Source organism: Afipia sp. MLSD5-FHT05B12, assembly GCF_058793355.1.
This window is the reverse complement of sequence record NZ_JBXAFS010000004.1, coordinates 255,074-272,353: the sequence shown is the minus strand read 5'-3', so window position 1 is coordinate 272,353 and position 17,280 is coordinate 255,074. Positions and strand designations below refer to the sequence as shown.

The 17,280-nt window shown below is 62.2% G+C and carries 14 protein-coding genes and 1 riboswitch; of the genes, 5 read left to right on the top strand and 9 right to left on the bottom strand.

Annotated elements, in window-relative coordinates; translation table 11 throughout:
* Positions 1–164 precede the first annotated feature (164 nt).
* Positions 165–1,373, top strand: a complete 1,209-nt coding sequence (locus tag AC1Q6J_RS08370; RefSeq protein WP_492278851.1) for an EAL domain-containing protein — start codon at positions 165–167, stop codon at positions 1,371–1,373.
* 6 nt (positions 1,374–1,379) lie between these two features.
* Here AC1Q6J_RS08370 and AC1Q6J_RS08365 read toward each other — a convergent pair whose 3' ends face one another.
* Together AC1Q6J_RS08365 and AC1Q6J_RS08360 are read right to left on the bottom strand one after the other, a co-directional pair.
* Entirely contained in the window at positions 1,380–2,813 is a 1,434-nt protein-coding gene (locus AC1Q6J_RS08365) for an MATE family efflux transporter (RefSeq protein ID WP_492278850.1), read from the bottom strand.
* Between the two features lie 114 nt (positions 2,814–2,927).
* Positions 2,928–4,691 (bottom strand): acyl-CoA dehydrogenase family protein, encoded by a 1,764-nt coding sequence (locus AC1Q6J_RS08360; RefSeq protein ID WP_492278849.1) that lies wholly within the window; start codon positions 4,689–4,691, stop codon positions 2,928–2,930.
* 152 nt (positions 4,692–4,843) lie between these two features.
* Between AC1Q6J_RS08360 and gcvA the strand changes: the two genes are divergently transcribed.
* On the top strand, positions 4,844–5,737 hold the full coding sequence (gene gcvA, locus AC1Q6J_RS08355) for a transcriptional regulator GcvA (protein WP_492278848.1): 894 nt from the start codon (positions 4,844–4,846) through the stop codon (positions 5,735–5,737).
* 11 nt (positions 5,738–5,748) lie between these two features.
* On the opposite strand, the gene AC1Q6J_RS08350 is transcribed toward gcvA, so the two are convergent.
* The gene (locus tag AC1Q6J_RS08350; RefSeq protein ID WP_492278847.1) at positions 5,749–6,855 is read right to left on the bottom strand and encodes a 2'-deoxycytidine 5'-triphosphate deaminase; all 1,107 of its coding nucleotides are present in this window, start codon (positions 6,853–6,855) and stop codon (positions 5,749–5,751) included.
* A 101-nt stretch (positions 6,856–6,956) separates the two neighbouring features.
* Positions 6,957–7,036, top strand: a riboswitch (SAM riboswitch).
* 71 nt (positions 7,037–7,107) lie between these two features.
* On the opposite strand from AC1Q6J_RS08350, the gene AC1Q6J_RS08345 reads away from it, so the two are divergent.
* Together AC1Q6J_RS08345 and AC1Q6J_RS08340 are read left to right on the top strand one after the other, a co-directional pair.
* Entirely contained in the window at positions 7,108–8,325 is a 1,218-nt protein-coding gene (locus tag AC1Q6J_RS08345) for an O-succinylhomoserine sulfhydrylase (RefSeq protein WP_492278846.1), read from the top strand.
* A 24-nt stretch (positions 8,326–8,349) separates the two neighbouring features.
* Positions 8,350–9,189, top strand: coding sequence for a PhzF family phenazine biosynthesis protein (locus AC1Q6J_RS08340; protein ID WP_492278845.1), 840 nt, complete (start codon positions 8,350–8,352; stop codon positions 9,187–9,189).
* A gap of 7 nt (positions 9,190–9,196) precedes the next feature.
* Here AC1Q6J_RS08340 and AC1Q6J_RS08335 read toward each other — a convergent pair whose 3' ends face one another.
* Genes AC1Q6J_RS08335 through AC1Q6J_RS08325 form a run of 3 tightly spaced genes read right to left on the bottom strand, consistent with a single transcriptional unit; the run spans position 9,197 to position 12,080 of the window.
* A complete protein-coding gene (locus AC1Q6J_RS08335) occupies positions 9,197–10,096 on the bottom strand; it encodes an SGNH/GDSL hydrolase family protein (RefSeq protein WP_492278844.1) in 900 nt (299 codons plus the stop codon).
* Positions 10,096–10,863: an SGNH/GDSL hydrolase family protein gene (locus AC1Q6J_RS08330; RefSeq protein ID WP_492278843.1), complete on the bottom strand. Its 768-nt coding sequence runs from the start codon at positions 10,861–10,863 to the stop codon at positions 10,096–10,098. The genes AC1Q6J_RS08335 and AC1Q6J_RS08330 overlap by 1 nt, the downstream gene beginning before the upstream one ends.
* Positions 10,860–12,080, bottom strand: coding sequence for an OpgC domain-containing protein (locus AC1Q6J_RS08325; protein ID WP_492278842.1), 1,221 nt, complete (start codon positions 12,078–12,080; stop codon positions 10,860–10,862). The genes AC1Q6J_RS08330 and AC1Q6J_RS08325 overlap by 4 nt, the downstream gene beginning before the upstream one ends.
* A gap of 262 nt (positions 12,081–12,342) precedes the next feature.
* Between AC1Q6J_RS08325 and apaG the strand changes: the two genes are divergently transcribed.
* The gene (apaG, locus tag AC1Q6J_RS08320) at positions 12,343–12,735 is read left to right on the top strand and encodes a Co2+/Mg2+ efflux protein ApaG (protein WP_492278967.1); all 393 of its coding nucleotides are present in this window, start codon (positions 12,343–12,345) and stop codon (positions 12,733–12,735) included.
* Between the two features lie 1,032 nt (positions 12,736–13,767).
* Here apaG and AC1Q6J_RS08315 read toward each other — a convergent pair.
* From AC1Q6J_RS08315 to AC1Q6J_RS08305, 3 genes are all read right to left on the bottom strand, one after another.
* A complete protein-coding gene (locus AC1Q6J_RS08315; RefSeq protein ID WP_492278841.1) occupies positions 13,768–14,748 on the bottom strand; it encodes an Hsp33 family molecular chaperone in 981 nt (326 codons plus the stop codon).
* 358 nt (positions 14,749–15,106) lie between these two features.
* Entirely contained in the window at positions 15,107–16,033 is a 927-nt protein-coding gene (argF, locus tag AC1Q6J_RS08310) for an ornithine carbamoyltransferase (RefSeq protein WP_492278840.1), read from the bottom strand.
* Positions 16,030–17,253, bottom strand: a complete 1,224-nt coding sequence (locus tag AC1Q6J_RS08305; protein ID WP_492278839.1) for an aspartate aminotransferase family protein — start codon at positions 17,251–17,253, stop codon at positions 16,030–16,032. The genes argF and AC1Q6J_RS08305 overlap by 4 nt, the downstream gene beginning before the upstream one ends.
* Positions 17,254–17,280: the final 27 nt, after the last annotated feature.

Here is a 17,280-nt window from a genome sequence, read left to right as displayed (position 1 = left end):
ACGGCGCTTGATGCGAACAGAACTTCATAAAACACCGCGTAAATTTGAATCTTTCTCGCGCCTTTAACCTTACCGAATTATACAAGTGGACGGTTCAACAATTCCACATTTGCGACCGCTCCATGACGCTAAGACTTCCGTCTCTGGGGACACGGAGGTGATGCATGAGGGGTTTCAGGCCCGCGGAATTGGATACGGTCGCGACATTCGGCCAGCGCAAGATGACACCGCGCGTTTGCATCGTCGACGCGAAGAGACACATCCGCACATTTCTCGCGGAGGCTCTTGAAGAGCTGGGCTTCGTTGCCTCCGAATGCGCCAGCGCCGACGAACTGCCTTTGCTGCTGGACCTGCATGCGCCCGACCTCATCCTTCTCGGAATTCCGAATGATGGCGTTCAGGCGGGGCATATCCTGAAAACCCTCATCGACAAGAAATTCGACGGCCGGGTGCTGCTGATCGGTCCAAAGGAGTCGATCGTCGTGAGTGCGCTCCGCCAGCTCGGGGAGGAACTCGGGATTGCGATGTTACCGCCGCTTGCCACACCGTTCAGCGCGGATGGCTTGCGGGCCAGTGTCGTCACGCTGCTTCCGCAACAAGCGCCGCCGAGTCCTCCTGTCGATGTCGCGGAGGCGCTGAAGGCGGGCTGGCTGGAGCTGTGGTATCAACAAAAAATCGACGCACATACGCTCGCGCCGCGCGGCGCCGAGGCGCTGATCCGCATGCGTCACCCGTCATGGGGCGTGGTGCCTCCGGCATCATTTATCCCCGACGATCGAGATCCCCAGTTCAGGGGACTGTCCGAATTCGTGGTCAGCCGCGCGCTGGAGGACTGGCATTATTTCGTGGATCAGCATGGCCCTGTCGACATCTCCATCAATCTGCCGATCAGCTTTCTCGAAGACCCCGCGTCGGTCAGCAATCTCTGCCGCCAGATTCCGGATCATCCCGCGTTCGGAGGATTGATCGTGGAGGTGAAGGGTTTCGAGATCATCCAGAACCTCGATCTGGCGATCGATGTCGCCAAGCGCCTGCGTTTCCACAACATCGCAATATCGATCGACGATCTTGGGGCCGACTGGCCGTTGCTCACGGAATTGAAGAGTTTTCCGTTCGTCGAAATCAAGGTCGATCGGGAGTTCGTCACCGGCTCCGCGGACAACCGCCTCAAGCAGACCGTCTGCCGCCGCATTCTCGAACTTGCAGATCGGCACGGCGCGCGCACCGTCGCCAAGGGCGTGGAGACCCGTTCCGATCTGGTCGCAACCCACGAGATGGGATTCGATCTCGCCCAGGGCTATCTGTTCGGCAAACCTGCCAATGCGAAGAAATTTGCCCGCGCCTCGCTCGCACGTCCGACCGTCCTCGCGTGACGATCCTCATCCAGCCTTGCTGGCCGCATCTCTCGCTCCCCAGTTCGTGAAACGAACTGCGGCAGCGGCGAGGATACCCAGCAGAATCATGGACACCGCTGCCAGCCAGAAGAAGTGCGTGCTGACCGCACCATACGACATCAGCCACCAACCGCCCGCCATGACGAATGCAAGCCGCGCCGTCTGTGCAAGCACCGGCCCGATCACGCGCGCGGCGCCCTGCGAGGAGAAATAAAGCGAAATCGCGAGGCCGACGAAGGCCAGGAAAGGCCCGACGATGGAGAGATACTCACGGCTCGCAGCCCGCACGGCGGCGTTGTCGGTAAAGATGTTCACCCAGATATCCGGATAAAGGGCGAAGAAGCCGCCGAAGAAACCGACCGCCGCGAACGATACGCCGCCGGCCGTCCAGGCAATCCGCCGGGCCCGGGCGATACGGCCTGCGCCGATCGCCATGCCGATCATCGGCACCGATGCAATGCCGACAGCGAACGCCAGCGACGTCAGCATGAATTCGAGCCGCGCGCCGATCCCGTAACCCGCGAGAACCTCGGTTCCGAAATTCGCCAGCAGATGCGTGAAGATCGTCACCGTCAGCACGATCTGCAACGGTGAAAAGCAGGAGATGGCTCCCACCTGCAAGATGTCATAGAACATGGCGCGCTGAAACCGGAAGTCCCTGAAATTCAGCTTCACGCGGCTGCGGCCGGACAGCAGATACCACGCCATGATCGCCGCCCCGATCGAGAACGCCATCAGCGTGCCGGCAGCAACGCCGCGCATGCCGAACTGCGGCACAGGTCCGAAACCAAGACCGAGTACGCCGCCGAACAAAACCTGAAAGAACGCCGAGTTGAGAATGATCGCCGACGGCAGCTTCATGTTGCCGGTCCCGCGCAACAGCGCCGCCAGCGTGTTCATGACCCATGGTAGCACCGCGCCGCCGAAGAAGATCTGCGAGTAACCGATAGCCTCATTCAGAACACGGCCCCGGCCTCCGAGGGCGGCAAACAGAGACGGCCCGAAGATCAGCATGCCGATCATGAAGGTCAGGCCGAAGCAAATTCCGATCATCAATGCATGCACGGCAAGCGCGGATGCGCGATCGGCATCGTTGGCGCCCAGCGCGCGCGCAATTGCGGATGCGACGCCGCCGCCCATCGCACCCCCCGACATGGTCATCATCAGAATGACGAACGGAAACACCAGCGCCATCGCGGCCAGCGGCTCGACGCCAAGGCGGCCGATATAGGATGTCTCGGCGATCGCGACGCAGGTGCCGGCGGTCAATGCGACGACGTTGGGAGCAGCCAGTTTCAACAACGTCGAAAGAATCGGGCCATCAAGCAGCGGATTTCTGAAGGGGCCTTTGACAGCAGGCAGCGGCGGTTTCTCATCCGCCTGCACCACAGGAATTTCGGCAGCTCCCAGCTCGGACATGCACTCCCCGGCGTGGCGGTCTCATTCATATCAGCCGCCTCCGCCGACCCTTACCATCAAACCGCTGACCCGCGATGCGCGCCTTGCGCATGGCGCCCAGTCACCGGCTCGGAGTCAGGCCGAACCGAGTATCCCGGCGGCATCCGCCATCGACATGGGCCTGTCGCCGAGCAGCCTCTCGGCAACCGCACCATCACGTTCGCCCGGCAAAACCGCGAACGGGTCTTGGGCCGTCAGGCGGTGATCGACCACGAGCTTTGAGAGCAGCAGTCTGCGCGCGTCACCACGCAGGGCATGAATCCGGCTGCCCTCCCAGGCGAACGTCACCGCGCTGGCGACGTGATAGAGCGTGCTGGTGGCACGGCGAGCCTCGGCTTCGTTCTCGGAGTGCCCGGCCACCTCGCGGGCGAAGCCGATCGCCTTGTCCGTCAGGTTATGAAGACGGTCGCGCCAGCCCTGCGGAATGCCCGGCGCATCGTCAATCCGCGCATGGAGATCGGCGCCGAGCGCCGCTTCGGCACCGTGCCGGCCGACTGCGCGCTTCAGCGTGTCAAGGGCAACGATATTGCCGGTGCCTTCCCAGATCGAACCGAGATGCGCGTCGCGCAGCAGCCGCGGCGTCGCGAACTCTTCGATGTAACCGATGCCGCCGCGCATCTCCATCGCTTCGCCGCATACCTTGCGCGCATCGCGCGTGGCGCGATATTTCAGCGTCGGTGTCAGCACGCGGAGCAATGCGGCGGCATCCTGGCTGCCTGCCTCGGCGCGGTCCAGTGCATCGGCCGTGACGAAGCTCATCGACACCGCCTGTTCGGTCGCCAGCATGATCTTCATCAACTGCCGCCGCGCCAGCGGCATATCGACAATGCGGCGACCGAACACCACGCGATTGTTGGCGACCGTATTGGCATCGTGGTGCGCGCGGCGCATCAATGCGGCGGACTTCACACCATTGGACAGCCGCGACCAGTTGACCATTTCGGCCATCTGCACAAAGCCGCGATCGAGACGGCCCACAGCATAAGCAATCGCGCCCTCAAGTTTGATCTCGCCGGACGCCATTGAGCGGGTGCCGAGTTTATCCTTGAGGCGCACAATGCGGTAATGGTTCGGCGAGCCATCATCGAGTTCACGCGGCATCAGGAACAGGCCGACGCCCTGCGTCCCGCCGACCGCGCCTTCCGGCCGCGCCAGCAGCATCACCATCTTGGCGTCGGCGTTCGAGCAGAACCATTTCTCGCCGTGCAGCCGCCAGTGATTGCCTTCCTGCACGGCAATGGTGGTCAGCTTGCCGACATCGGAGCCGCCTTCTTTTTCCGTCATGAACTGCCCGCCTTGTGTGAGCTTCGTCATGTCGGTCTGGGTCAGGCCGTCGAGATATTTTGCTTTCAGCGCGTCGTCGCCAAAGCGCGACAGCAGCCGCGCCGCGCCGTCGGTGACGTTGATCGGACAGCCAAGCCCGAACTCGGCCTGATTGAACAGGAACGTGAAGGCGTGTTTGGCGACGGCCGGATAGGTGTCCGCCCAGCCGAGAATGCCCTTGCGATGTGACATCGCATGAATGCCGAACTCGCCGTAAGCCGTGCGTTCAAGCTCGCGATAGGCGGGATGATATTCGATCCATTGCCGGTCATTGCCGAAGCGGTCGCGCTGATGCAGCACCGGACCATGCTTGTCGGCGAGGCGCGCGCATTCATCGAGATGACCGCCGGCGAGCGAGCCGAGCCGGTCCAGATGCGGCTCGATGTGCTGAAACAGCGCGGCGGGAAGATGGATGCGCAACAGATCGGCAAGGATCGGATCCGCGCGATAGAAATTTTGGCCCGTGGTGTCCGGCGCAATGAGCTGAGCAGCGCCCGGCGTGAGCGGCAGGTTCATGAGCGATCCTCTCCAGCGTTTCTGCTTTCACGCGGGACGATCGCCAGCGGCGGTCGTCGTCCCGTTCCGGCGCAAGGTTGAGAGCTTTTCGGTGGCGTGGCAAACGAGATTTCGGTAAGCTTCGATTGATAATTTCTCAATTGGGGTCCGCCATGACCCGGCGACTGCCGCCTCTTTCCAGCCTGCCGGTGTTCGAAGCCGCTGCCCGACGGATGAGTTTTCTGCACGCGGCAGACGAGTTGGGCGTGACGCCCGGCGCAGTGAGCCGGCAGATCCAGAACCTCGAAAGCCATCTTGGAACGCCGCTGTTCAGGCGGGCCAACAGGACGGTGGAACTGACCGCCGAAGGGCGCGCCTACATGCAGGACATCCAGAGCGCGCTGGAGAAAATCTCAACCGCGACGGAGCGGGCGCGGATACCGGGCCGCCGGCGGCCGCTCGCCATCTGCGCCTATCCAAGCTTTGCGATTCGCTGGCTGATCCCGCGCTGGCGCAGCTTTCATGACCAGCATCCCGAAATCGACATCCAGCTCACAACATCGCTCGACAGCGCCGACTTCAGCCGCGATCCGTTCGATGCCGCGGTGATGGTCGGCAACGGCCGCTGGCCGGGTCTTGCATCAATGAAGTTGTGCCCGATCACGGTGTTTCCGATCTGTAGCCCGGCGCGGCTGAAGGGACACGTGCCGCTGAAACATCCGCGCGATCTCGCCCATCATCAGCTCATTCACGCCACATCGCGGCCCGAGGACTGGCCGCGCTGGCTGGAAGAAGCCGGAGCCAAAGGCGTCGACGGCACGCGCGGCATCACGTTCGAGAACCAGACGCTCGCCTTCCAGGCCGCGCTGGACGATATCGGCGTCGCGATGGGCATCGAGACGCTGGTGGTGGATGAACTGGCGCAGGGCCGTCTCGTGCAGCCGTTCAGGCACGTCCGGCAGACCCGGAATTCGTTCTATCTGGTCTATCCGAAAGCGAAGGCCGGCAATCCGCAGCTTGCGGCGTTTCTGGAGTGGCTTGGGCGCAAGACGCCAGATGCTCGCTAATCCGATCCACGTCAGGTGCGGAAATGCTTCGAGAGCTTCAGGCCCTGGCCCTGATAGTTCGACGCGATACGCTGGCCATACAACGCATCGGGGCGCGACAGCATCCTTTCGTACACAAGGCGGCCGACGATCTGGCCATGTTCGAGAATGAACGGCACTTCGCGCGAGCGCACTTCCAGCACCGCGCGCGAGCCCTGTCCGCCCGCACCCGCATAGCCGAAGCCGGGATCGAAGAAGCCCGCATAATGGACGCGGAATTCTCCGACCAGCGGATCGAACGGCACCATCTCAGCGGCGAAGTCCGGCGGCACCTGCACCGCTTCCTTCGAGGCGAGAATATAGAACTCGCCGGGATCGAGGATCAGGCTGCGATCCGGCCGCGCGCGGATCGGCTCCCAGAATTCTCCCACCGTGTATCCTGCGCGGCGATCGACATCGACCACGCCGGTGTGGCGCTTGGCGCGGTAGCCGACAAATCCGTCGGAGCCTTCGCCGGACAGATCGACGCTCAAGGCCACACCGCCGGCGAGATCGGTCTCGTCGCTGTCGACCAGCCGCTCGGCCGCGTGCAGCGCGTGCAACTCATCGCTGTCGAGCAGCGCATGACCGGTGCGGAACCGGATCTGCGACAGCCGCGATCCTTCGCGCAACAGCACTGGAAATGTCTTGGGACTGATCTCCGCATAGAGCGGACCGTGATAACCGGCGGCAATCATGTCGAAGCGGCGTGTGCCGTCGGCGATCACGCGGGTGAAAACATCAAGGCGGCCGGTGGAGCTCTTCGGATTCGCGGCGGCCTGAATCATCGGCGGCAGCGCGAGGCTTTCCAGCAGCGGCACGATATAGACGCAGTTGGTTTCCAGCACCGCGCCATCGGACAGATCAATCTCGTGCAGCTTCAGTTCGTCGATGCGCTGCGCCACCGTTATGTCCGGCCCCGGCAAGAAGCTCGCGCGCACGCGATAGGCAATCGCACCGAGACGCAGGTCAAGACTGGCCGGCTGAATCTGGCTTTCAACGAACGGATATTCCGGCAGGATCAGGCCGGCATCGGCCATTGCCGCGATCATGCGGTCGGGCAGAATTCCTGTCGCGTCGGGTGGCAGGGGGAAAGGCACCTTTTCTGTCCTCGTTTAGCTGCCCGGATATGCAGAAAGTCAGCAAATATCGGTTATCCGATGGGGTGCTTGACGGAAAGAGCGTGCGGGATTAAGGCTAGGACTTATCCCGTGGTCATTTGAGCCGGCCGGCTTGCAGCCACGTTAAATAACTCGCTAAACAGGCCGGGGACAGTGTGATCCCGGCTTGTGGAAAGATTTTCCAGGCCGGTTTTTTTGTGTCCACCGCAAGGTGGCCACGATGGAGTACACATGTCCGAGACCAAAACGCCCGCAGCCAAGCAGCTGTCCCCGACCCGCAATTATCGCCCCGAAACCCGCCTCGTGCATTCCGGCACGCTGCGTTCGCAGTACGGCGAAACCTCCGAAGCGCTGTTCCTGACGCAGGGGTTCATCTACGACACCGCCGAACAGTGCGAAGCGCGCTTCACCGGCGCAGATCCCGGCTTCCTGTATTCACGATTCTCGAATCCGACGGTGTCGATGTTCGAGCAGCGCATGATCGAACTCGAAGGCGCCGAGGCCGCGCGCGCCACCGCGACCGGCATGGCTGCGGTCACCACCGCGATCCTCGCTCCGCTCAAGGCCGGCGATCACGTGGTCGCGGCGAAAGCGCTGTTCGGTTCCTGCCGTTATGTGGTGGAGGATCTGCTGCCGCGCTACGGCATCGAGTCCACGCTGGTGGACGGCCATGACCTCGACCAGTGGCAAAAGGCGATGCGTCCGAACACCAAATCGTGCTTCCTCGAAAGCCCGACCAATCCGACCCTCGACGTTGTCGATATCGGCGCCGTCGCCGAGATCGCGCATCGCGGTGGCGCGCGGCTGATCGTGGACAACGTGTTCGCGACCCCGATCTGGCAGAGCCCGCTGACGCTCGGCGCCGACGTTGTGGTTTATTCGGCGACCAAGCACATCGACGGTCAGGGCCGCTGCCTCGGCGGCATCATCCTGTCGTCGGAGGCTTTCATCCAGGAGCACATTCATACGTTCCTGCGCCAGACAGGGCCTGCGATGTCGCCGTTCAACGCATGGGTGCTGCTGAAAGGGCTTGAGACGCTGAGCATCCGGGTCAAGGCACAAACCGAAAGCGCGGCCGCCATCGCCGATGCGCTGGCGAAGCATCCGAAAATCTCGCGGCTGATCTATCCTGGCCGGGCCGATCATCCGCAAGCCGCCATCGTCAAGAAGCAGATGCGCGCCGGCTCGACGCTGATCGGCTTCGAGGTCAAGGGCGGCAAGGCCGCGGCGTTCCGCACGCTGAATGCGCTGAAGCTGGCGCGGATCTCCAACAACCTCGGCGACTCGAAGAGCATCGTCACCCATCCGGCGACCACGACGCATCAGCGCTTGACGCCGGAGGCGCGCGCCGAACTCGGCATCAGCGAAGGCTTCATCCGCTTCTCGGCGGGGCTGGAGCATCAGGACGACCTGATCGAGGATCTGACGGCCGCGCTGGAGAAGGCGTGAAGGCAGAAGCGAGCTGGAAATTTCATGAGTACATTTTCGTTCCAGCAGGTCGATGTCTTCACCGGCAAACGGCTCAAGGGTAATCCGCTTGCCGTGGTCATTGGCGCCGACGGGCTTTCCGACGACGCCATGGCTGGGCTCGCGAACTGGACGAACCTGAGCGAAACCACCTTTCTTCTGAAACCGACGACGGCAGAGGCTGACTATCGCCTGCGGATCTTTACGCCATCAGGCGAACTGCCGTTTGCCGGTCATCCGACATTGGGCAGTTGCCATGTCTGGCTGAGCCTCGGAAATGCCGCCAAGCAGGCCCACGTCGTTCAGGAATGCGGTGCAGGCCTTATCAAAATCAGACGCGACGGGAACAGGCTGGCATTTGCCGCGCCTCCTCTGCGCCGGACCGGCAATGTCGAAAGCGATATTCTCGATCAGATCGCCCGCGGCCTGCAGGTTCGCCGGGACGCCATCACGGCATCGCAGTGGATCGACAACGGCCCCGGCTGGGTGGCGGTGATGCTGACGTCGCGAACGGAGATCCTGTCGCTGACGCCGGACTACCCGGCCCTTGGGAATCTGAAGCTTGGCGTGGTCGCGCCTTGGGACCCTTCGCGCGACGGTAAGGATGCCTCTTTCGAGGTTCGCGCGTTCGTATCCAACCGCTCGACCGAAGACCCCGTCACAGGCAGCCTGAATGCCGGTCTCGCGCAATGGCTGATGTCCGCAGGACTTGCACCCGCTGCATATGTCGCGAGCCAGGGTACCGTGCTTGGGCGAGAGGGCCGCATTTATGTCACGCGCGACGGTGACGATATCTGGATCGGCGGCGAGACGCAGACATGCATCGAAGGCAAGCTGACGATCTAACGCAACCCTACATCGGCCGAAAAGTCATCACGTTGCTCGGGATGTTGACCCCGGCCTTCACCTGCCCCACCGACTTGATGATGGTGTCGCCAAGCAACTGGGCGAAGCACGCGTAGCCCCAGTCGTTCATGTGCAGGCCGTCGCCGATCACGAACTTGTCGAACGGCATCTTCTCGTCCTCGTGCCACTGCCGCATGACTTCGAAGCGCGGAAACACCGAGACGTTCTTGAGCTTGGCGACGTCGCCGAGCAGTTTCACCATCTTGCTGGCATTCTCGGTTTTTGCAGCAACGGCTGGAACATATTGCGGATCGATCAGCACGACATCGATGCCACGGGCCTGAAGGCGCGCGATGCCGTCCTCCACCAGCTCAGCCGTCGCCGCGATATCGCTGGCGCTGCCCTTGACGACGGCATTGGTGCCGAGCTGCCAGATCACAAGATCCGGATCTGCGTCGAGAACGGCGACATCGAACCGCTTCATCATTTCGGGCGCATCCTGTCCGCCCATGCCGCGATTGATGACACTGATGTCGGCGGTGGGAAATTTGCGGCGCAACTGATCGGCAAGGCGGCTGGGATAGTTATAGGCGGCCGACGTGCCGTAACCGACCGTGGTCGACGAACCAAACGCGACGATGGTCACCGGCTCATCCGCCGCGATCCGCCGCGCAACGCGCGGCAGCGAACCCGGAACGTCCTTCACTCCCTTGGCGGGCAGGCAAGGCACGCGGGTCAGAATATCGCCCGCCCCTCTTGCGACGCTCCTCGCCGTCTCAATGGCTTTGGTCCCGAGTCCCTTCGGCTGCGCTTGAGATGTCTGCGCCAACACCGGGGAGACGGACGGCGATCCGCACATCATTGCCCCCGCCATGGCTGCAATCGCCAAACGACCGTAAAAATTCATCAACGTTGAATCCTGAGCTCCGCCGGATTAATGTGCGACGCCTCGACGATCATCGCCGACAGCGACCGGCCGATGCAGTCATGAACCAGTTTCGCCATTCCAAATCCATGCACCGGCCCGAACAAATCGAAATCACCGGCCTCGCTCCAGTGCCGCATGATCGAGAAGCGATCGAACACCGGAATTTCGTGCTCCTGCGCGACCACCCGCATCGTATCGTTATACGGCGTGACCGAGAGCATCGTTTCCATACGTGGGTTGTATTGAAGATTGATCAAGAGCACATCGGCGCCGGCCTTCTGCAAGGCGCCGATGCCGCCATCCAGCGCTGCGCGAAAATCGTCGGTGTCGATTGACCGGATCGCATCGACGGTCCCCGTCTGCCAGATCACGAGATCCGGCTTCTGGTCCTGCGGAAGCTTTTCGATCAGTTGGCCAAACCCGGCGGCCGCCTCCGCGGCAGTCTTCTTGGGCCGAAGATCGGTCCGGACATTAACGGTCACGCCAGCGAGGTTCTCGCGCAAGGTCGCCTCGAGCCGGGCTGGATAGGACGCGCTCGCCCCGTCAGCGCCGGCCAGAGCCGAAGAGCCGCTGCCGATCACGAGGATGTCCAGCCGTTTCCTGGTCTTGATCGCATCCGCGACTTTCGGAAATGCGCTCTCGGTCGTCAGGAGGTAAGCCGGCACGACGCAACCGGGGCTCTCCGCACGCGACGGAGAAACAGCCAGGAGACCCATCACCATCCCTGCAACCAGCAGCGCTTTCATGATCCGCCTCCCGCGAGATCGGCGTCGCTTTCCGCGCCTTTCGCGCGTTTGTCGGTTTTGCCTGCCTCGATCTTGTACCACGAAAACAGCCATGCGGCGGCTGACATGATGACAATCCCTGCGACGCTGACGAAGAAATGCATCCACGCTCCGCCGGACACTTCGGCGAGGACAAAGTGGCCCGCGAACGCCAGGAAGACGCCGAGGCAAAAAATTTCCAGCGAGTGCTGACCGCATCGGATGACCGGGCGCAGCCACGGCGATTTCAGACCCGGCCAGCTCGCCGGGATAAAGCGCACCGTGATCGCCGCGAGTGCGAGGAAATGGGCAAAACGCAGCACGTCGAGATCGGTCTTGTTGATCGGGTACATCCAGCTTTCCAGCCAGCGCGGCATGAAGGTGTTGAGTTGCGGCACATGCCAGGTCAGCGTCACACAGAACGCAAACGCAAGATAGGCGATACAAAGCCAGAGCGTAATCCGTGACGACAGAATACGGGCCATACGCTTCGCGCCGCCCAGCGCGCACCACGCCCCGAACACAAAGAGCAACTGCCAGGCGAACGGATTGAAGAACCACGTCCCGTTCGGATAGGCCGGGAGAGTAAGATCGAACTCCCATGTGACGGCATAGAGCAGGACCGACAATGCCAGAGCGAGGTCAGCCTTGCGCTGCATCAGCCAGATGATCCCCGGCAGGAAGATCATGAGCACGATGTAAAGCGGCAAGACGTCCATATTGACGGGCCGGAATTTCAGCAGCAGTGCCTGAACGATCGTAACGTCGGGCTGCTTGAGAAAATCGAGGATCCCCATTTCTTCCGCATAGAGCGGGTTATCGAACCGCGACGCGATGTAGGAGATTTCCGCGAGGTAGATCGTGAACAGGAAAACGTGCGCCACATAGATTTGCCAGACGCGCTTGAAGATGCGCGCGCTCGCCACCACGAAGCCGCGATCGAGCATCGCGCGGCTGTAGACGAACGCCGCCGTGTATCCCGAGATGAAAATGAAGATCTCGGTGGCATCGCTGAAACCGTAGTTGCGGATCGTGAACCAGGTCAGGATATTCGGCGGCAGATGGTCGATGAAGATCAGCCACAGCGCAATGCCGCGAAACAGATCGAGGCGCAGTTCGCGTTCGCCCGCGGCAGCCACGGCCTTCGCAGGCGCCTTCGCAACAGCCTGATCGGTCGTCTGGGTGGTCACGAGCGTCATTCCGGTCGAGTCCGTTTCAGTCGGTTCCGTCAGGAAGCCGGCAGCTCATGCCTGATCCTACGGAAGATCAAAGCGGCCCGCAAATTGCAAGCATTCCATTGGACAGGCGTCTGGAAGAATGCTGGATGGCAACGATGTTGAAACAATGATCGGCGCGACTTCGTATCCTGGACAGGCCGCCGCACCCATCAAGATCGAGTATTGGTGCCTACGCAAGGGATGAGAGGTCTGCTATCCTGTGACCCGAATGTGGACGGACACCATGTATCGCGCCGTGACCCGCCAGATTGAAGTGATCGTCGAGCCGAGCTTCCTGCCCGAGCGCTCGTCGGCCGAAGATGGCCATTTTTTCTGGGCCTACACGATCGCCATCGTCAATTCGGGGAATGAGACCGTGCAGCTCAAGACACGCCACTGGATCATCACCGACGGGGCCGGCCGCAGCCAGGAAGTCCGCGGCGAGGGTGTGGTCGGCGAACAGCCGGTGCTCGAGCCGGGCGAGCGGTTCGAATACACCAGCGGAGTGCCGCTTCAGACACCATCCGGATTCATGACCGGCAGCTACCAGATGGTGACCGAAAGCGGCGAACCGTTCGACATCGATATCCCGGCTTTCTCGCTCGACAGTCCAAGCTACAAGCGGACGCTGAACTAGAAGCGGATTTGGCATTCGCGCCACCGTGGATATCTCCGCGAAGGCGGAGACCCATAACCACAAGCCCGGTGATGACGATCGTGGCTAGTGCGATAGCGTGCGGGTCCGGCTTCGCGATTTTTCTCCATGTCGTCCCCGCGAAAGCGGGGACCCATACTCCCTGAGTCTTCGATGCTGTCGCGATAGCGGGTCAACTCTTTCTTTGGTTCTTACTGAGGACGGTGGTTATGGGTCCCCGCTTTCGCGAGGACGACATTGAAGGTGTTGAGATGTCTCGCGTTATCTCGAATTCAGATTCAATTTTCAAACAGCCACTTTCAAATATTTCAAACAGCCACGCATAATTGCTCTCGCGCCACGCGCGAGGTGAGCCTTTAGTCCGGCCCCCTGACGAGGGGCATGGAGCGCCGCGAGGCGCAAATGTGTTGTCTCGCTTCCTCTTGCGATGAGGAAGCGCATCGCCTCACGGCGCTCCACAGTCAGGTTTGCGCAGTCTGCGCAAGCTTGACTGCTATTTGGCGGCGATTTTGGGCGAGGGGAGCGTTCTTCCGGGACAGGACGAGCGCTTTCACGCCCCGATCCGGCGGCTTTCGCCGCGTTCGTGCCTGTCCGCGTCCAGCCACTGAAGGCAGAGCCACGTAGTTGGCCCGGACGCTGACCCCAGCCTCCCGGACGACACGGGTGCGAACCGTGCGCGCAGGCGCCGCATCCTGCTCCGCTTCACAAGCGCCCTCGAGAAGCGCCCCTCACGAACGGGACGCGATGAACTTAAGCGCGGTTCAGAGCGCGGGGATCTACATCCCCATCACGAAATGTTGCAGGCTCGTTGTCATTCGAAATCTCACCACGTCGTCCCCGCGCAGGCGGGGACCCATACTCCCTGAGTCTTCGGATTGAGGGAGATGCCGGAGCGATCTTCTCGCCATCGACGGGGGTTCGGTGGTTATGGGTCCCCGCTTTCGCGGGGACGACGATTGCATGTGATGCGACATCGTGCGTCTAACCACAGTTCGTCACCACCGCGCATCGCCGTCACCCCGGCTCGACACCCGCCTCATCCGGCGTGAACTCATACACCGAGCTGCAGAACTCGCAGGTCACGACCACCTTGCCGTTCTCCACCATGTCGGCGCGGTCTTTCGGGTCAAAACTCGCGAGCATTCCCGCCACAGCATCGCGCGAGCAGGAGCACTGCGCCCGCATCGCCTGCGTCGGAAACACCCGCACGCCGCGTTCGTGAAACAGCCGGAACAATAGTCGTTCGCCCGACAGATCCGGATCAATCAATTCGACGTCCTCGATGGTGCCGAACAGCGAACGGCTTTCGGCCCAAGCATCGTCTTCCGGGATTTCGTGAACGACAGCGCTTTCAGGCGCGTCGCCGGGATGCAGATCGGGCTGCCGCGCGCGCTCCGGCGCCTTGGGCAAAAACTGCATCAGCATGCCGCCGCCGCGCCAGCGATGCTTCGGACCGTCGCCGCCGCGAAATTCCTCGCCGACCGCGAGCCGCACCCGCGTCGGAATTTGCTCCGAGCGCAGAAAGTATTCATGCGCCGCATCTTCCAGATTGCCGCCCTCGAGCGCGACGAGCCCTTGATAGCGGCTCATGTCGGCGCCCTGATCGATGGTCATGGCCAGATGCCCGTGGCCGAGCAGCGCCGCGGAATCCTGACCCGCCTCAAGCTTGCTTGCATCGAAGCGCGCATAGGCGCGCAGCCGGTTGGGCGCCTGGAAATCGACCACGATCAGCGACACCGGGCCGTCGGTCTGGGTCTGCAGGATGAAGCGGCCATCGAACTTCAGTGTCGAGCCGAGCAGCGTCGTGAGCACGATGGCCTCGCCGAGCAGTTTGCCGACGGGTGCCGGATAATCGTGCTTGGTCAGAATCTCATCGAGCGCCGGCCCCATCTTCGTCAATCGGCCGCGCACGTCCAGCGCGCTGACTTCAAAGGGCAGCACGGCATCATCCACCGGCGTCGCGGAGGGGGCACGGATTTGGCTTTCGAGAGTCATATCGAACGCATTCTTTTCAGGAGAACCGAATTGCCGCAGTGAAAAGCTCAAACCATGACGGTCTGACTTCCGGCCCCAGGGCAATGATGGATCAAGCTAGTGGTCCGATTCTAACATTCGCATCCCATTTCAGCAGGCATTTTTCCGAATGTTAGAATCGACGGACCACTCGCAAATATAAGTTTCTAGTGGAGTTTTGGATTTGACATTCGCTTTACGGACTCGCCGCCCATTGGGTAGCGAATGTCAAATCCACTCCACTAGGTGTCCGCACAATATAGGGTGCCTTGTTCCGCAAAAAAGGGAGCGGATCGGGAACAAGGCTTCCCGAAAACGGAGCAGGAACGCGCCGAGGCACCTAGCCGATCGCGTGCATGCACCAGGCCAGAATGCCCTTTTGGGCGTGCAGGCGATTTTCGGCCTCGTCGAACACCACCGACTGCGGGCCGTCGATTACCTCGTCGGTGACCTCCTCGCCGCGATGCGCCGGAAGGCAATGCATGAAGATGGCGTCGGGATTTGCCAGCGACATCAGCTTCGCATTGACCTGATAGGGCTTCAGCAGGTTGTGACGATGTTCGCCGTCCTTGTCGCCCATCGACACCCAGGTGTCGGTGACCACGCAATCGGCACCGCGCACCATCTCGTCGGCTTTGGTGCCAAGCACGATCGGCGCGTCTGTCGCCTTGATCCAGTCCTTCAGCAGCTTGTTGGGGGCGAGTTCCGGCGGCGTCGCAACGCGCAGGTTGAATCCGAACCGCTCCGCGGCATGCGCCCACGACGCCAGCACATTGTTGTCGTCGCCGGTCCACGCCACCGTGCGTCCCTTGATCGGACCGAGATGCTCTTCGAAGGTCATCACGTCCGCCATCACCTGACAGGGATGCGAACGCCGGGTCAGGCCGTTGATCACGGGCACGGTGGCGTGCGCCGCGAGCTCGGTCAGCGCTTCGTGGTTGAGAATCCGGATCATGATCGCATCGACAAATCGCGACAGCACCCGCGCGGTATCGGCGATGGTTTCGCCGCGACCGAGCTGCATTTCAGCGCCGGTCAGCATGATGGCTTCGCCGCCGAGCTGGCGCATGCCGACATCGAACGAGACACGGGTGCGCGTCGACGGCTTGTCGAAGATCATCGCCAGCGTCTTGCCGTCCAGCGGCCTGGCGGAAATGTCCCCGGCCTTGCGCTTCTGCTTCATCGCCATGCTGGCGTCGAGAATTGTCCGCAGCTCCCTGGCCGGCATATCGAACAGATCGAGAAAGTGACGCGGCGACTTGCTCATCGCGCGGCCTCGCGCCGCGCGGGAACGCGCGTCAGCTTTGCGCACACGCGCTCGACACGCGACACAGCGTCCTCGATCTCCGCCTCGGTCACGATCAGCGGCGGCAGCAATCGCACGACGTTCTCGCCGGCGCCGACGGTGAGCAGCTTTTCGTTGCGGAACGCGGCGACGAGATCGCCGGCAGGCACCACCGCTTTCAGGCCGATCAGCAGGCCGTCGCCCCGGACCTCATCGACAACGTCGGGATAACGGTCGACGATCGACGCCAGCTTCTGTTTCAGCAGCAGCGACGAACGCTGCACATGGTCGAAGAACTTCGGCGCCAGCATCACATCGAGCACGGCGTTGCCGGCGGCCACTGCGAGCAGATTGCCGCCGAATGTCGAACCGTGGGTGCCCGGCGTCATGCCCGCGGCGGCAGCCGCCGTGGCAAGACACGCGCCGATCGGGAATCCGCCGCCAAGCGCCTTTGCCAGCGCCATGATATCGGGTTCAACGCCGGTCTTCTCGTAAGCGAACAGACTGCCGGTGCGGCCCATGCCGGTCTGCACCTCGTCGAACACCAGAACGAGCTTGTTGTCGTCGCAGAGCTGCCGCAGCGCGCGGAAGAACGAAGGGTCCGCCGCGCGCACGCCGCCCTCGCCCTGCCATGGCTCGATGATGATGCCCGCGGTGTGGGGGCCGATCGCCTTCCTGGTGGCTTCAAGATCGCCGAGCGGCACCTGATCGAAGCCCTCGACCCGCGGCCCGAAGCCTTCGAGATATTTCTGCTGACCGCCGGCGGCGAGTGTCGCAAGCGTGCGGCCATGGAACGCACCTTCAAAGGTAATCAGCCGATAGCGTTCCGGGTGGCCGTTCACCGCCTGAAACTTGCGCGCCATCTTGATGGCGGCTTCCATCGCTTCCGCGCCGGAATTGCAGAAGAACACCACGTCGGCGAAGCTTGCGTCGCACAGCCGCGCCGCCAGCCGCTCACCTTCCGGAATCGTGAACAGGTTCGAGACATGCCACAGCTTCGCGGCCTGCTCCTGCACGGCAGCGACCAGATGCGGATGCGCGTGACCGAGCGCGTTCACCGCCACGCCGCTGGTGAAATCGAGATAGCGGTCGCCGTTGGTCGCGATCAGCCACGGGCCCTCGCCGCGCTCGAAAGCGACATCGGCGCGGGCAAAAACCGGCAACATGTGAGAGTCGAGATGCGGCTTGGCAGTATGGCTCATGGCGACCTGATCGATGGTAAGGGGCCG

What these genes read in the sequence shown, in the direction of transcription:
- AC1Q6J_RS08370 (WP_492278851.1), top strand. Translation starts at nt 165, where the DNA reads ATGAGGGGTTTCAGGCCCGCGGAATTGGATACGGTCGCGACATTCGGC.
- AC1Q6J_RS08365 (WP_492278850.1), bottom strand. Translation starts at nt 2,813, where the DNA reads ATGTCCGAGCTGGGAGCTGCCGAAATTCCTGTGGTGCAGGCGGATGAG.
- AC1Q6J_RS08360 (WP_492278849.1), bottom strand. Translation starts at nt 4,691, where the DNA reads ATGAACCTGCCGCTCACGCCGGGCGCTGCTCAGCTCATTGCGCCGGAC.
- gcvA (WP_492278848.1), top strand. Translation starts at nt 4,844, where the DNA reads ATGACCCGGCGACTGCCGCCTCTTTCCAGCCTGCCGGTGTTCGAAGCC.
- AC1Q6J_RS08345 (WP_492278846.1), top strand. Translation starts at nt 7,108, where the DNA reads ATGTCCGAGACCAAAACGCCCGCAGCCAAGCAGCTGTCCCCGACCCGC.
- AC1Q6J_RS08340 (WP_492278845.1), top strand. Translation starts at nt 8,350, where the DNA reads ATGAGTACATTTTCGTTCCAGCAGGTCGATGTCTTCACCGGCAAACGG.
- AC1Q6J_RS08335 (WP_492278844.1), bottom strand. Translation starts at nt 10,096, where the DNA reads ATGAATTTTTACGGTCGTTTGGCGATTGCAGCCATGGCGGGGGCAATG.
- AC1Q6J_RS08330 (WP_492278843.1), bottom strand. Translation starts at nt 10,863, where the DNA reads ATGAAAGCGCTGCTGGTTGCAGGGATGGTGATGGGTCTCCTGGCTGTT.
- AC1Q6J_RS08325 (WP_492278842.1), bottom strand. Translation starts at nt 12,080, where the DNA reads ATGACGCTCGTGACCACCCAGACGACCGATCAGGCTGTTGCGAAGGCG.
- apaG (WP_492278967.1), top strand. Translation starts at nt 12,343, where the DNA reads ATGTATCGCGCCGTGACCCGCCAGATTGAAGTGATCGTCGAGCCGAGC.
- AC1Q6J_RS08315 (WP_492278841.1), bottom strand. Translation starts at nt 14,748, where the DNA reads ATGACTCTCGAAAGCCAAATCCGTGCCCCCTCCGCGACGCCGGTGGAT.
- argF (WP_492278840.1), bottom strand. Translation starts at nt 16,033, where the DNA reads ATGAGCAAGTCGCCGCGTCACTTTCTCGATCTGTTCGATATGCCGGCC.
- AC1Q6J_RS08305 (WP_492278839.1), bottom strand. Translation starts at nt 17,253, where the DNA reads ATGAGCCATACTGCCAAGCCGCATCTCGACTCTCACATGTTGCCGGTT.